Annotated in this window: 18 protein-coding genes; 16 read left to right on the top strand and 2 right to left on the bottom strand. The window is 45.4% G+C overall.

Translation table 11 applies throughout. The features are described 5' to 3' along the window. Positions 1-2: 2 nt before the first annotated feature. From ICN41_RS08095 to hisD, 6 genes are read left to right on the top strand one after another with little or no spacing between them, the layout of a single operon-like run. Positions 3-755, top strand: coding sequence for an ABC transporter ATP-binding protein (locus ICN41_RS08095; protein WP_216292435.1), 753 nt, complete (start codon positions 3-5; stop codon positions 753-755). Next, positions 752-1540 (top strand): ABC transporter permease, encoded by a 789-nt coding sequence (locus ICN41_RS08090; protein WP_216292434.1) that lies wholly within the window; start codon positions 752-754, stop codon positions 1538-1540. The genes ICN41_RS08095 and ICN41_RS08090 overlap by 4 nt, the downstream gene beginning before the upstream one ends. An 11-nt stretch (positions 1541-1551) precedes the next feature. Beyond that, positions 1552-1800 (top strand): BolA family protein, encoded by a 249-nt coding sequence (locus ICN41_RS08085; RefSeq protein ID WP_216292433.1) that lies wholly within the window; start codon positions 1552-1554, stop codon positions 1798-1800. 47 nt (positions 1801-1847) lie between these two features. Further along, on the top strand, positions 1848-3122 hold the full coding sequence (gene murA / locus ICN41_RS08080) for a UDP-N-acetylglucosamine 1-carboxyvinyltransferase (protein ID WP_216292432.1): 1275 nt from the start codon (positions 1848-1850) through the stop codon (positions 3120-3122). 20 nt (positions 3123-3142) lie between these two features. Continuing rightward, positions 3143-3769 carry an ATP phosphoribosyltransferase gene (gene hisG / locus ICN41_RS08075; protein ID WP_216292431.1) on the top strand — a complete coding sequence of 209 codons (627 nt, stop codon included), beginning with the start codon at positions 3143-3145 and terminating at the stop codon, positions 3767-3769. An 11-nt stretch (positions 3770-3780) separates the two neighbouring features. After that, positions 3781-5106 (top strand): histidinol dehydrogenase, encoded by a 1326-nt coding sequence (hisD, locus tag ICN41_RS08070; protein WP_216292430.1) that lies wholly within the window; start codon positions 3781-3783, stop codon positions 5104-5106. A 12-nt stretch (positions 5107-5118) separates the two neighbouring features. Here the strand turns inward: hisD and hisC are convergent, their stop codons facing one another. Beyond that, positions 5119-6186: a histidinol-phosphate transaminase gene (gene hisC, locus ICN41_RS08065; RefSeq protein ID WP_216292429.1), complete on the bottom strand. Its 1068-nt coding sequence runs from the start codon at positions 6184-6186 to the stop codon at positions 5119-5121. Positions 6187-6302: 116 nt separating this feature from the next. Between hisC and hisB the strand changes: the two genes are divergently transcribed. The 10 genes from hisB to tatC are packed head-to-tail and all read left to right on the top strand — an operon-like array spanning position 6303 to position 11923. Next, positions 6303-6890 (top strand): imidazoleglycerol-phosphate dehydratase HisB, encoded by a 588-nt coding sequence (hisB, locus tag ICN41_RS08060; RefSeq protein WP_216292428.1) that lies wholly within the window; start codon positions 6303-6305, stop codon positions 6888-6890. Between the two features lie 51 nt (positions 6891-6941). Further along, entirely contained in the window at positions 6942-7601 is a 660-nt protein-coding gene (hisH, locus tag ICN41_RS08055) for an imidazole glycerol phosphate synthase subunit HisH (protein ID WP_216292427.1), read from the top strand. A gap of 18 nt (positions 7602-7619) precedes the next feature. After that, entirely contained in the window at positions 7620-8381 is a 762-nt protein-coding gene (hisA, locus tag ICN41_RS08050; RefSeq protein WP_216292426.1) for a 1-(5-phosphoribosyl)-5-[(5-phosphoribosylamino)methylideneamino]imidazole-4-carboxamide isomerase, read from the top strand. Then, a complete protein-coding gene (hisF, locus tag ICN41_RS08045; protein ID WP_216292425.1) occupies positions 8381-9139 on the top strand; it encodes an imidazole glycerol phosphate synthase subunit HisF in 759 nt (252 codons plus the stop codon). Before hisA ends, hisF begins: the two co-directional genes overlap by 1 nt. Before the next feature lie 21 nt (positions 9140-9160). Then, entirely contained in the window at positions 9161-9562 is a 402-nt protein-coding gene (hisI, locus tag ICN41_RS08040) for a phosphoribosyl-AMP cyclohydrolase (RefSeq protein ID WP_216292424.1), read from the top strand. A gap of 33 nt (positions 9563-9595) precedes the next feature. Next, the gene (locus tag ICN41_RS08035; RefSeq protein ID WP_216292423.1) at positions 9596-9997 is read left to right on the top strand and encodes a phosphoribosyl-ATP diphosphatase; all 402 of its coding nucleotides are present in this window, start codon (positions 9596-9598) and stop codon (positions 9995-9997) included. 3 nt (positions 9998-10000) lie between these two features. Then, positions 10001-10357 (top strand): histidine triad nucleotide-binding protein, encoded by a 357-nt coding sequence (locus ICN41_RS08030; RefSeq protein WP_216292422.1) that lies wholly within the window; start codon positions 10001-10003, stop codon positions 10355-10357. A gap of 16 nt (positions 10358-10373) precedes the next feature. Next, entirely contained in the window at positions 10374-10610 is a 237-nt protein-coding gene (gene tatA / locus ICN41_RS08025) for a Sec-independent protein translocase subunit TatA (RefSeq protein WP_216292421.1), read from the top strand. 37 nt (positions 10611-10647) lie between these two features. After that, positions 10648-11124, top strand: coding sequence for a Sec-independent protein translocase protein TatB (gene tatB / locus ICN41_RS08020; protein WP_216292420.1), 477 nt, complete (start codon positions 10648-10650; stop codon positions 11122-11124). Between the two features lie 7 nt (positions 11125-11131). Then, the gene (tatC, locus tag ICN41_RS08015) at positions 11132-11923 is read left to right on the top strand and encodes a twin-arginine translocase subunit TatC (RefSeq protein ID WP_216292419.1); all 792 of its coding nucleotides are present in this window, start codon (positions 11132-11134) and stop codon (positions 11921-11923) included. On the opposite strand, the gene ICN41_RS08010 is transcribed toward tatC, so the two are convergent. Next, positions 11899-13380 carry a tetratricopeptide repeat protein gene (locus ICN41_RS08010; RefSeq protein WP_216292418.1) on the bottom strand — a complete coding sequence of 494 codons (1482 nt, stop codon included), beginning with the start codon at positions 13378-13380 and terminating at the stop codon, positions 11899-11901. The two genes, tatC and ICN41_RS08010, sit on opposite strands and share 25 nt — an antisense overlap. Positions 13381-13386 lie beyond the last annotated feature (6 nt).

Genomic DNA, 13386 nt, shown 5'->3' with positions numbered 1-13386 from the left:
GCATGCATCAAGCGATATCGATTAAAAATATCACCAAAAATTATGGAGCCTTAACAGCGCTTGATGATGTTACCTTGGGGATTGAGCCGGGGGAATTTTTTGGTTTACTGGGCCCTAATGGCGCCGGTAAAACCACCTTAATTTCTATTTTGGCTGGCTTGGTAAGGCCTGATCGCGGGCATGCAGCCATTATGGGGGCTGACGTTCAAAAGGGCTTTCGTGATGCGCGAAGGATGCTTGGCGTTGTTCCACAAGAATTGGTTTTTGATCCTTTCTTTACAGTACGTGAGACCTTGCGTTTTCAGTCAGGTTATTTTGGGATTCGCAATAACGATGCATGGATTGATGAAATCATGGCCAATCTTGATCTCACTAATAAAGCGGATAGCAATATGCGCTCCTTGTCAGGCGGCATGAAGCGTCGTGTATTGGTGGCTCAAGCCTTAGTACATCGGCCACCCGTCATTATTCTGGATGAGCCCACTGCTGGTGTTGATGTGGAGCTTCGTCAATCCCTATGGCAATTCATTAGCAGACTAAATCAAGATGGCCATACGATTGTGTTGACTACGCATTACTTAGAAGAAGCCGAAGCATTGTGTCAACGCATTGCCATGCTAAAGCAAGGCAAGATCGTCGCGTTGGATACCACAGCAAATTTATTGACTCGCTATGGTTCGGTTAAAAAAGATGGAGAAGGTAAGACGGATTTAGAAGATGTCTTTGTCAATATTATGTCGGGCGGTGCTTTATGAAAAATGCCCTGAATAAACCTATCTTGGAATACGGCAGCGGTTTTCCAACGCTACTACGTAAAGAGATTAAGCGTTTTTATAAGGTGGCCTTCCAAACTGTAGCAGCACCAGTGCTTACTGCTATTTTGTACCTGATGATTTTTGGTCACGTGCTTGAAGGCAAGGAAATTTATGGCCGCCTTAGTTACACCGCCTTTTTAATTCCCGGCCTAGTCATGATGACAGTGCTGCAAAACGCTTTTGCCAATACTTCATCTTCGTTAATTCAATCAAAGGTGACAGGTAACTTGGTGTTTGTGTTGCTGGCCCCATTGAGTCACTTTGAGTTTTATGCGGCATATATATTGGCTGCCGTATTTCGGGGTATTGTTGTGGGCCTCGGTGTCTTTTTAATCACCGCCTGGTATGGATTGCCCAGTATTGAATACCCCCTGTGGATTTTGACTTTTGCCTTTTTAGGCGCCGCTATTTTAGGAAGCCTAGGTTTGATCGCTGGTATCTGGGCTGACAAATATGACCAGCTTGCCGCATTTCAGAACTTTTTTATCATGCCAGCAACCATGCTGTCTGGAGTGTTCTATTCCATTCACTCTTTGCCACCAGCATGGCAAGTGGTGTCGCATTTCAATCCCTTTTTCTACATGATTGATGGATTTCGTTTTGGCTTTTTTGGGGTATCAGATATTTCCCCATGGACTAGCCTAGCAATCGTGGGCTCATTCTTTATCGTAGTCTCAGTGATTGCCTTAAGAATGCTGCAAAAGGGCTATAAGCTCAGACATTAAAGGAGAATTCAATGTTTCCAACCCCAGAACAGATCGAGGGCTACATCAAACAGGGAATTGACTGCACCCATATCCAGGTAGAAGGTGATGGACAGCATTTTTTTGCAACGATAGTCAGTCCACAGTTTGAAGGCAAGCGCTTGATACAGCGTCATCAATTGGTGTACGGCGCAATGGGTGATCGCATGAAAGCCGAAGTTCATGCTTTATCAATTAAGGCCTTTACCCCAGAAGAGTTTGCTCAGAATCCTGCCGCATAAAATACGCTTACTCTTTATTACAAAAAAGTTTTTACTGGAATCGTTTCATGGATAAATTAAGAATGGTTGGCGGAACACCGCTAAATGGTGAGGTGGTCATTGCCGGCGCAAAGAACGCAGCCTTACCCATTCTGTGTGCTTGTCTATTAACGGATCAGCCGATTGTCTTACGCAATGTTCCTGATTTGCAGGATGTTCGTACGATGCTCAAACTTCTCCAAGAAATTGGAGTGACTGTGAGCTTTCCGGATGCAGGTGATCGCAGTCATCTTGTTTTAAATGCTGCTGATATCAAGAGTTCAGAGGCGACATATGAGATGGTGAAAACCATGCGTGCTTCCATTTTGGTATTGGGCCCATTGCTGGCCAGAATGCATAGTGCAAAAGTTTCATTGCCTGGTGGCTGCGCTATTGGCGCACGTCCTGTCGATCAGCATATTAAAGGCTTGAAAGCTATGGGCGCGACCATCAAGATTAAAAGTGGTTACATACAAGCAGAAACGAAACCACCGCTAGAGCGTTTAAAAGGCGCATCGATTTTGACAGACATGATTACCGTAACCGGTACTGAGAATTTGCTAATGGCTGCCACACTAGCTTCAGGTACAACTATTCTCGAAAATGCTGCGCGCGAACCAGAGGTCGGTGATCTTGCTGAGCTATTAGTGAAGATGGGTGCAAAAATTACGGGGATTGGTAGCGATCGATTGGTCATTGAAGGCGTAGAAAAACTCCATGGTGCAGAGCATGCGGTTATTCCTGATCGTATTGAGGCAGGCACTTTCTTATGCGCTGTTGCTGCGGCTGGCGGAGAGATATTAGTTAAACATTGCCGTCCTGATACTTTGGATGCTGTCATCGTTAAACTCAAGGATGCGGGTTTAAAAATGGAAGTGGGTCCTGATTGGATTAAGGCCTCGATGCAAGCTAGACCTAAGGCAGTAAGCTTTCGCACTTCTGAATACCCAGCGTTTCCAACCGATATGCAGGCCCAGTTAATGGCAGTCAATGCCATTGCAAGTGGCGCCTCTACTATTACTGAGACTATTTTTGAGAATCGTTTTATGCACGTTCAAGAGCTCAATCGCTTGGGTGCAGATATTGCGATTGAGGGCAATACAGCCATAGTTCAAGGTGAAGAGAAGCTCTCAGGAGCGATTGTGATGGCTACTGATTTACGAGCTTCGGCCAGCTTGGTCATCGCCGGTTTAGCGGCCCAAGGTGAAACTCAGGTGGATCGGATTTATCACTTAGACCGTGGATATGACCGCATGGAGCAAAAGTTGACCCTCCTAGGGGCCAATATTCAGCGCATAAAGTAAGCCTGGTGGATAATTAGTCCATGAAATTGACTCTGGCCCTATCTAAAGGGCGCATCTTTGAAGAAACGGCGCAGATCTTATCCAAGGTCGGAATTGTGCCGCTTGAGGATCCAGAAAAGTCACGCAAACTCATTATTGAAACCTCTAACTCTGATGTGCGTTTAATTATTGTGCGCGCCTCAGATGTGCCTACTTATGTGCAATTTGGTGGCGCTGACTTTGGGGTTGCGGGCCTAGACGTTCTGATGGAAAAAGGTACGGATGGCTTATATGTTCCTTTCGACTTAGATATAGCCAAATGCCGTATGTCAGTCGCAGTGCGCGAAGGATTTGATTACGAAGCCGCAGTCAAACAAGGCTCCCGATTAAAGGTGGCTACCAAGTATGTCAATTGTGCAAGAGAGCACTTTGCTAATAAAGGCGTACACATTGACACCATTCAACTCTATGGTTCGATGGAGCTGGCACCATTAGTTGGCTTGGCGGATGCCATTGTTGATCTCGTCTCTACCGGCAATACTTTGCGTGCCAATGGATTGATTGAGGTTGAGCCGATTGCGGATATCAGCGCGCGCTTAGTAGTTAACCAAGCTTCTTATAAACGCAAGCGTGCGCAACTTCAGCCTATTTTTGAATTACTGAAGTAAGCCTTATTCAAATGTCTTTTGCACCCATTAAAGTAAAGCGCCTCAATAGTCTGGATGCAGGCTTTAAAGATACTTTGTTATCTAGCCTTTCATTACCCATGGCCGATGATGAGGCGATTGATGCAGCTGTACAGAAGATTCTGGCAGCAGTGAAGTCTCAGGGCGACGCAGCGGTGTTGAACTTCACTAAACAGTTTGACCGCTTAAATGTTGCTAGCGTTTCTGAATTAGAAATTGCCCGCAGTGAATTAGAGCAAGCTTACAAAGCTTTACCAGTAGAGCAAAAAAATGCTTTGGATGTCGCCGCTCAAAGGGTGCGGGCTTATCACGAGAAGCAAAAGATTGAAGCGGGGTGTCATTCTTGGGAATATGAAGAAGCGGACGGCACGCGTTTAGGTCAAAAAGTGACTCCGCTCGACCGTGTGGGAATTTATGTTCCTGGCGGCAAAGCAGCCTACCCATCCTCTGTTTTGATGAATGCGATTCCAGCAAAGGTTGCGGGAGTCCAAGAGGTGGTGATGGTGGTGCCTACTCCAGACGGCGCTCGTAATTCATTGGTATTGGCGGCTGCTCACTTAGCAGGCGTTGATCGCGTTTTCACGATTGGTGGCGCACAAGCAGTGGGTGCTTTAGCCTTTGGTACTAAGACAATTCCTTCGGTCGATAAGATCGTGGGGCCAGGCAATGCTTACGTAGCTGCAGCGAAGCGTAGGGTATTTGGCATCGTTGGTATTGACATGATTGCTGGTCCATCAGAGATTCTGGTGCTGTGTGATGGAACGACTGATCCAGATTGGGTTGCAATGGATTTGTTCTCGCAAGCAGAACATGATGAACAGGCTCAATCCATTTTGCTTTGCCCTGATGCTGGCTATATTGAGAATGTGCAAGCCAGTATTGATCGACTCTTGCCGGAGATGCCGAGATCTAAGGTAATAGAAGTCTCTTTAAGAAATCGCGCATTATTGATTCAAGTAAAAGATATGAGCGAGGCTTGCGAGATTGCTAATGCCATTGCCGCCGAACATCTAGAAATCTGTGCTGCTGAGCCTCGCAAATGGGCTGATCAGATTCGTCATGCAGGCGCTATTTTCATGGGTAACTACACCAGTGAATCACTAGGTGATTATTGTGCCGGCCCAAATCACGTTCTACCTACTGCGCGAACTGCACGCTTCTCATCCCCTTTGGGTGTCTATGACTTTATTAAGCGCTCGAGCATGATTGAGGTGAGTGAGGCAGGGGCTCAAACTTTAGGCCAGGTTGCTAGCACTCTCGCGCACGGTGAAGGCTTGCAAGCGCACGCTCGTGCTGCTGAGATGCGCCTCAAAAAATAAATTAGATTTTTCTTAAGAAAGAATTTCTTGTAGGGCTGTAACGAGCTCATTGCTTTGCTCGTCGGTACCAATGGTAATCCGCAAGAATTCTTCAACACGTGGTGACTTGAAGTGGCGCACAATAATTCCGCGATCTCTCAATGCTTGATAAAGTTTTGCACCAGTATGCTGAGGATGACGAGTAAAAATAAAGTTTGCTGTTGATGGCAGGGTTTCAAAACCCAAGGCTTTCAATTGAGAAACCAACTTTTCTCGGGTTTGAATTACCTTCTGAGAGCTAGCCTCTAAATGTGCTTGATCTTCAATCGCTGCGACCGCCCCAGCTTGTGCCAAGCGGCCCAGGGGGTAAGAGTTAAAACTATTTTTGACTCGCTCCAAGCCTTCAATCAGTGAAGGATGTCCAAGGGCAAATCCAACACGGAGCCCAGCAAGCGCTCTTGATTTAGAAAGCGTGTGGACTACCAAAAGATTCTCTGGGCATTTGTCGCCCCGTAAAAGAGGAATGCAAGATTCAGTGCCATAGTCTACGTAAGCTTCATCTATAACGAGGACCGAGTCTGTATTGCGGGCAAGTAGTTTTTCAATATCTGCACGAGTAATAGATCTGCCAGTGGGCGCATTCGGATTTGGAAAAATAATTCCACCGTTGGGTAGTTTGTAAGTAGATGGATCAATTTCAAACTCGGATCCTAAGGGGACGGTTTGATAGTCGATACCAAATAGCTTGCAGTAGACCGGGTAAAAGCTATAGGTGATATCAGGAAACTGAATAGGTCTATTTTGTTTTAGTAGGCCCGCAAAAACATGGGCTAACACTTCATCTGAGCCATTGCCTAAAAAAACTTGGTTTGGATTTAGGTCATGGAGTGTGGCAATCGCTTTTTTAAGTGCAACACCCTCTGGATCTGGGTATAGGCGCAAATCCTCATTATTCAGACTATTGATTGCGGCGAGCGCTTTGGGAGAGGGTCCATATGGACTCTCATTTGTATTGAGCTTCACTAAGCGCTGCATTTGCGGCTGCTCCCCTGGGATATAGGGGGTTAAAGTTTGAACGACGGGGCTCCAAAAACGGCTCATTAGGGTACTCGGGTCAATAGTCAGAAAGAAAGTTGGGCAATATCTGCATTTATAAGTCTTCTAGGAATGATATTATGAGGCTTCAATCAACACTTCGCCTCGCGGCGCAATGAAGCATGCGGCAAGCCGACGTTACCCGAAACACTTCGGAAACCAAAATTCAAATTGCTATCAATTTAGATGGCACTGGAAAGGCTGAACTAGCCTCAGGGGTCCCCTTTTTAGACCATATGCTCGATCAGATAGCCCGTCACGGCATGATTGACCTTAAGGTTGTGGCAAAGGGTGATACCCATATTGATGATCACCATACTGTTGAGGATGTCGGCATTACTCTGGGCCAAGCTTTTGCTAAGGCTGTCGGGGATAAGGCTGGGATTACTCGCTATGGCCACTCTTATGTGCCTTTGGATGAAACACTATCTCGTGTAGTGATCGATTTTTCAGGTCGCCCTGGCTTGGAATTTAATGTGCCATTCACGCGTTCACGCGTAGGTGATTTCGATGTGGATCTCAGTATTGAGTTCTTTCGCGGCTTTGTAAATCATGCTGGCGTGACATTGCATATTGATAATTTGCGCGGTATTAATGCGCACCATCAGATTGAAACCGTGTTCAAGGCATTCGGCCGTGCATTACGTATGGCGCTTGAGATTGATCCACGCGCATCCGGTGTTGTTCCCTCAACCAAAGGCAGTCTCTAATTTAGACACCTCTTAGTTGCCCAGTAGACAACAGCAGACAATAGGCTAACTTTGGCGCAAACAATTGCGATCGTCGATTACGGAATGGGAAATTTACGTTCTGTTTATCAAGCATTTCATCATGTAGCTCCCGATGACAATGTGCTGATAGCGCACCAGCCAGAAGAAATTCGCTCTGCAGATCGAGTGGTCTTACCTGGCCAGGGTGCCATGCCAGATTGCATGAAGCATCTTGAAGAGTCGGGTTTACTAGACGCCTTACTCGAGGCATCTAAAACTAAGCCACTACTTGGCGTCTGTGTTGGCGAGCAAATGCTCTTTGATAAAAGTGCTGAAGTTCGCTCTAATCAAGAGCAATGGACTGCATGCTTAGGCTTAATTCCGGGTGAAGTGCGCCGTTTTGAACTAGCCGGCCAAAAGCAAGCGGATGGATCGGCTTACAAAGTCCCTCATATGGGCTGGAATCAGGTTCGCCAAGATGTGAAGCACGCTCTTTGGGCCGGAATTCCTGATTTAACGAGCTTTTACTTTGTACACAGCTACTATGTTGTGCCGCAGCGCAAGGAAGACTGTGCGGGTTCTACCGAATATGGGGATTGGTTTACTTCTGCAGTGGCGCGAGATAATATTTTTGCTACACAGTTTCATCCTGAAAAAAGTGCAGAATACGGATTAAAGCTTTATAAAAATTTTGTTTCTTGGCAACCTTAATATTTCTAACCATTTGCTATGCTGCTGATTCCCGCAATTGACCTTAAAGACGGCCACTGTGTTCGACTAGAACAAGGTGATATGGATAAAGCCACGGTTTTTTCTGAGGACCCCGGTGCAATGGCTAGCCATTGGATTAGTAAGGGCGCGCGTCGTTTACATCTAGTGGATCTAAATGGTGCGTTTGCAGGCAAACTCAAAAATGAGTCTGCAATTAAATCGATTCTGAAAGCTGTTGGCGACGAAATTCCGGTGCAGCTGGGTGGCGGGATTCGTGATCTAGAAACGATTGAACGTTTATTGGATGACGGTATCAGCACTGTCATTATTGGAACTGCTGCAGTAAAAAATCCGGGTTTTGTTCAGGATGCTTGCACAGCATTCCCAGGCCATGTCATGGTTGGCTTGGATGCGCGCGATGGCAAAGTGGCAACAGACGGCTGGAGCAAGATAACCGGTCATGAAGTTATCGATCTGGCCAAGAAATTTGAAGACTGGGGTGTTGAGGCCATTATCTATACTGATATTGGGCGCGATGGCATGCTCAAGGGCGTCAACATCGAAGCGACAATGAAGTTGGCTCAAGCAATTCGCATTCCTGTGATTGCCAGTGGCGGTCTCTCTAATAATCAGGATATTGAAGCATTATGCAAGGCTGAGGAAGAGGGTGTGATGGGTGTGATTGCCGGCCGTTCCATTTATGCTGGCGATCTTGATTTAGCTGCCGCTCAAAAATACGCTGATGAGTTAACACTCAAATACGCAAAGAAAATTATCTAGTGCTCACCAAAAGAATTATTCCTTGCCTTGATGTTACTGCAGGGCGTGTGGTGAAAGGTGTGAACTTTGTTGGCTTGCGTGATGCAGGCGATCCAGTAGAAATTGCTCGTCGCTATGATGGTCAAGGCGCTGATGAGTTGACCTTCTTGGATATCACTGCGACTTCAGATGGTCGCGATCTGATTCTGCACATGATTGAAAATGTTGCTTCTCAAGTATTTATTCCCCTAACCGTTGGTGGTGGTGTGCGTGCAGTGGCAGATGTGCGCCGTTTACTCAACGCAGGTGCAGATAAAGTGAGCATGAATTCTTCCGCGGTAGCTAATCCCGATTTAGTTTCAGATGCGGCTGCCTACTATGGCTCTCAATGCATTGTGGTTGCAATTGATGCTAAGCAAACAGATGCTGGTCATTGGGAGGTATTTACTCATGGAGGCCGAACATCTTCTGGCAGAGACGTGGTCGAGTGGGCCAAAGAAGTAGCTCAACGAGGTGCTGGTGAGATCTTGTTAACGAGTATGAATCGCGATGGAAGTAAGGATGGTTTTGATCTCTCTTTGACTGCAGCAGTAAGCGATGCTGTAAGTGTTCCGGTCATTGCTTCTGGGGGCGTTGGCAATCTACAGCATTTAGTTGATGGAATTACCAAAGGTCATGCAGATGCAGTATTAGCGGCCAGCATCTTTCACTATGGTGAATATACAGTTCAAGAAGCAAAAGAATATATGGCCTCTCAAGGAATTCCAGTCCGTATTTAAGATTCAATGTACAGTTGATCTATGAGCGCATTTACCCCTATTGAAAGTTTACAACCGGGTCCTTGGTTGGATGCGGTGACATGGAATGAGCAAGGACTTGTTCCTGTGATTGCCCAAGAGGTCGGTAGCAAAGATATCTTAATGATGGCTTGGATGAATCGTGATGCCTTGCTTGCTACTTTGCGTTTAGGTGAAGCGGTTTACTGGACTCGCTCAAGGCAGAAGCTTTGGCATAAAGGTGAAGAGTCTGGCCATACCCAAAAGATTAAAGAAATTCACTTAGATTGCGATGGCGATACGATTTTATTAATGGTTGAGCAAAAAGATGGCATTGCTTGTCATACGGGTGAGCACAGCTGTTTCTTCATGCGTTGGGATTGTGCAAGTACGAGTTGGGTAGACGAATCTAAGGGTAAGAAGTAAAACTTGCCTCAATAAAAGACATAAAATGTACTGATGACTAGCTCTACAAATAAACCCTCTAATTTGGATTCTGCATTCGCACATTTGGCTGATGTCGTTGATCAGCGTCGTGACGCATTCAAAGCAGGTCAGGCCGATCCTAAAACTTCCTATACTGCACTGCTTTTTTCTAAGGGCGACGATGGGATATTAAAAAAGATTGGCGAAGAGGCGACTGAGGCAGTCATGGCTGCCAAAGATGTGCGCAGCTCTAATATGGCTCCTGAGCAGAAAAAGCTATTGGTTGGCGAAATGGCTGATCTGTGGTTTCACTGTTTGATAGCCCTATCCCAGTTCAATTTACGTCCTGAGGACGTCATTGAGGAATTAGATCGTCGTTTGGGCACCTCAGGTATTGAGGAAAAGGCTGCTAGAAAAGCCTCCGGTAAGGAATAAGCCATGTCTCACGATCCTAATTGCTTGTTTTGTAAGATTTCTCAAGGTCTGATCCCATCCCAAAAGGTGTATGAGGACGAGGGAATCTATGCGTTTAAAGATATCAACCCGGCAGCCCCGGTGCATTTTTTGATGATTCCTAAAAAACATATCCCCATGTTGGAGTCAGCAGAAAGCATAGATGCACCTTTGCTAGGTAGAATGATGGAATTAGCACCCCGTCTTGCCAAAGAACAGGGTTGCCGTCCCGGTAAAGATGGCGGCTTTAGATTGATGGTGAACAATGGTGCAGATGGAGGGCAGGAGGTTTATCACTTGCATTTACATGTGATGGGCGGTCCGCGCCCTTGGAAAAAATAATCCAAGGAGATTAAAAATGGGTTCATTTAGTATTTGGCATTGGTTAATTGTGTTGGTCATCGTGATGTTGGTATTTGGTACCAAGAAATTGCGCAATATTGGCCAAGACCTCGGCGGTGCAGTCAAAGGCTTTAAAGATGGCATGAAGACCTCTGAAGAGTCTAAAGATCAAACAACTGAGCAAATTCAACAAAGTGCTGCAACTACTCCAGATAAAACTGTTGATGTTCACGCTAAAGACGTAAATAAATAATTGCTACAGCGCAGATAGAAATTCATGCGGTTCATAAATGATTGATCTTGGAGTTTCAAAACTTGCGCTCATTGCAGTCGTGGCATTAGTAGTAGTTGGACCAGAGCGATTACCTAAAGTTGCTCGAATGGTCGGCAATCTTTTTGGACGCGCTCAGCGCTACATGGCCGATGTTAAGTCTGAGGTCAATCGCCAAATGGAGATTGAGGAATTTAAAAAACTCCGAGCAGAAAGTGTTTCTGCTTTTAAAGACGTTGAGAACACCATTAACTCAACCGTTCAAGAAGCAGGTACGCATCTGAGCGACCAAGCTGATATTTTTGAAACCAGCTTTGAGAAGCCTCCGCTAGATGAGCAAGAGGTTTTGCGTAAATCTAAGCGACAAGGCCGCAGTAGTTGGGGTGTGCGACGCGCTGCTAGGCCAGTTTGGTTTAAACGCTCTGCTGGTATCCGTACTCGTGTGCAATCTGGAGCAGCCAGAATGAAACGCTTTCATCACACTGCAGGTAAATAATTAATTAATGACACAAGAAACATCTAACGAAGATTCTGGTTTACAAGAATCCTTTCTTTCGCATCTATTTGAGTTGCGCGATCGCGTCATTAAATCTGCATTGGCAATTATTGTTGTCTTTGTTTGTTTGGTGTATTGGGCGCCAGATATCTTTCATTTATTTGCACAGCCATTATTAAAAGCATTGCCTGCTGGTGGCAAGATGATTGTGACTGATGTCACAGGCTCTTTCTTTGTGCCCATGAAAGTCACTATGTTGGTTGCTTTTTTGATTGCGCTCCCAGTAGTGATGTATCAAATCTGGGCTTTCATTGCTCCAGGTTTGTATACGCATGAACGTAAATTGATCTTACCCTTAGTGGTGAGTAGCTACTCTTTATTTATTATTGGCATGGCATTTGCTTACTTCTTGGTATTCCCAACGGTGTTCCAGTTTATGGCTAGTTACAACGCACCTTTGGGCGCGGAAATGTCTACTGACATTGATAAGTACCTGGGTTTTGCAATGACCACCTTTTTGGCTTTTGGTATTACTTTTGAGGTTCCTGTAGTTGTGGTGGTTTTGGTCCATATGAAAATTGTGACATTGGCCAAACTCAAAGAGATTCGACCTTACGTCATCGTAGGCGCATTTGTAATCTCTGCAATTGTGACCCCGCCAGATGTGCTCTCTCAGCTACTCTTAGCCATACCGATGACCTTACTCTACGAATTAGGTTTACTGATTGCACGGTTTTATGTGCCTAAAGCATCGCCTGAGGATGAGTCAGATAATCAAGCGAGTTCAGCGTCGGTTTGATTCTTTGAGGTTTTCGAGAAGGTATTCGTGAGCCACTCAGTGACGCGATCAAAGCGATAGCGTCTTTGACGCAAATTGCCTTCAATGTCCAGTTCAGATCCGGCAAAGATTTTGCCAGCCGCCAACAGTGCGCGACGTTGTTGAATGGTTTCAATTTGGATCAGTCTGGGTAAAATCTTTGGCAGTTCCCAGCGTATATCTACCACTACGCAATGCTCATGCTGTAGTTGGCCAATATCTGAGAGTAACAATTCTGCTTTACTAAAATTAAATTGGTTGGCGATGATGAGACGGTGGCACATCAAGATCCAATCGTGATCCAGTTTATATTCTGCATGATGGCTGAGGGCTTGCTCACCGCACACTGCTAACTCATACCATTCATTCTTTTTTGGATTTGGACAACTCTCCAAAATTTTAGAGAGTAATTCTTTTGCCTCAGCAACACCTTGTTGATGTGCTTGCCATACCCAATAGGAAGCTTGTAGGCCGCGCACTTTTTCATCTAATTTCTCACGCTTACGCCAGAGGTTAGCGGCCTTACGAAATTGTGCTTGTGGATGACCAAGATCAGCAGCGCGATCAAAACAGCGATCACTTTCAGCTGCGTTGTAACCAGAAAATTGTGGGCGACGATAAATTTCTCCAAGCGCGTACCAAGCATTCAGGTCGCCATCTTTTGCTGCTAGCTCTAGCCAGTAGGCTGCCTTTTTCAATGATGCATTGGACTTAGATAATTTTTCATCTCCAAGAGATTCGCTGCGCTCATCCAGTTGTGCAAGGCGCAATCCCAGTGTGAGTCGTGCGTCAGTGAGACCTAATTCAGCCGCTTGTGCGAGAGATTCTTCATTTTGAGTTTCAATCCAAGCACTCCAAAGGGAGGAGAGCGCTTCATTTTTTGGTTGTAACTTTATTAAGAGTTCTTTTGCAGCAACTGAATGGATTGATTCATTTTCTGCAAGTTCTTGCAAATATTGTTTGGCCAGTTTTTGTAGGCCGGCAAAATCTAAATGAGATATATGGTTGACTGTGGCGACAGTTTGTTTTTTAAGCCAATCCACTAGTTCGGATTGAGTTGCACTAAATTCAGGGTTAATCAGTAGATTGGCTAACTGCCATTTAGCTGCCAGTTGCGCTTCAGAAGACGCTTGATTGCTGGATAAATTCCAAAAAGCCTCCCAGCCAAACCGAAATGCAGGGGAACTGAAGGTCTCAACCAGGGGAATGTGGGCAATTTGATTCCAAAACTCATGAATTTGATCTTTATTTGAGGTGTTATCTTTAAGTTCTTGATTTTGAATAGAAATATAGGATTTTTCTAACCAAATTAAGGCATTAGACGGCTGTATCGGAGTTTTAAACTCACCCGTTAGGTAGGCTGAGGCTAGTTTTTGTTGCGCGGATACATCACCCATTCGGGCTGAACTAAGGATTTTTAAGAATTCACGGCTTGCCATATGACA

This window comes from Polynucleobacter sp. 15G-AUS-farblos (assembly GCF_018882445.1).
Classification (GTDB): Bacteria; Pseudomonadota; Gammaproteobacteria; order Burkholderiales; family Burkholderiaceae; genus Polynucleobacter.
The sequence above is the reverse complement of the archived record's forward strand: the minus strand, read 5'-3'. Positions and strand labels throughout refer to the sequence as shown.

What these genes read in the sequence shown, in the direction of transcription:
- ICN41_RS08095 (WP_216292435.1), top strand. Translation starts at nt 3, where the DNA reads ATGCATCAAGCGATATCGATTAAAAATATCACCAAAAATTATGGAGCC.
- ICN41_RS08090 (WP_216292434.1), top strand. Translation starts at nt 752, where the DNA reads ATGAAAAATGCCCTGAATAAACCTATCTTGGAATACGGCAGCGGTTTT.
- ICN41_RS08085 (WP_216292433.1), top strand. Translation starts at nt 1,552, where the DNA reads ATGTTTCCAACCCCAGAACAGATCGAGGGCTACATCAAACAGGGAATT.
- murA (WP_216292432.1), top strand. Translation starts at nt 1,848, where the DNA reads ATGGATAAATTAAGAATGGTTGGCGGAACACCGCTAAATGGTGAGGTG.
- hisG (WP_216292431.1), top strand. Translation starts at nt 3,143, where the DNA reads ATGAAATTGACTCTGGCCCTATCTAAAGGGCGCATCTTTGAAGAAACG.
- hisD (WP_216292430.1), top strand. Translation starts at nt 3,781, where the DNA reads ATGTCTTTTGCACCCATTAAAGTAAAGCGCCTCAATAGTCTGGATGCA.
- hisC (WP_216292429.1), bottom strand. Translation starts at nt 6,186, where the DNA reads ATGAGCCGTTTTTGGAGCCCCGTCGTTCAAACTTTAACCCCCTATATC.
- hisB (WP_216292428.1), top strand. Translation starts at nt 6,303, where the DNA reads ATGCGGCAAGCCGACGTTACCCGAAACACTTCGGAAACCAAAATTCAA.
- hisA (WP_216292426.1), top strand. Translation starts at nt 7,620, where the DNA reads ATGCTGCTGATTCCCGCAATTGACCTTAAAGACGGCCACTGTGTTCGA.
- hisI (WP_216292424.1), top strand. Translation starts at nt 9,161, where the DNA reads ATGAGCGCATTTACCCCTATTGAAAGTTTACAACCGGGTCCTTGGTTG.
- ICN41_RS08035 (WP_216292423.1), top strand. Translation starts at nt 9,596, where the DNA reads ATGACTAGCTCTACAAATAAACCCTCTAATTTGGATTCTGCATTCGCA.
- ICN41_RS08030 (WP_216292422.1), top strand. Translation starts at nt 10,001, where the DNA reads ATGTCTCACGATCCTAATTGCTTGTTTTGTAAGATTTCTCAAGGTCTG.
- tatA (WP_216292421.1), top strand. Translation starts at nt 10,374, where the DNA reads ATGGGTTCATTTAGTATTTGGCATTGGTTAATTGTGTTGGTCATCGTG.
- tatB (WP_216292420.1), top strand. Translation starts at nt 10,648, where the DNA reads ATGATTGATCTTGGAGTTTCAAAACTTGCGCTCATTGCAGTCGTGGCA.
- tatC (WP_216292419.1), top strand. Translation starts at nt 11,132, where the DNA reads ATGACACAAGAAACATCTAACGAAGATTCTGGTTTACAAGAATCCTTT.
- ICN41_RS08010 (WP_216292418.1), bottom strand. Translation starts at nt 13,380, where the DNA reads ATGGCAAGCCGTGAATTCTTAAAAATCCTTAGTTCAGCCCGAATGGGT.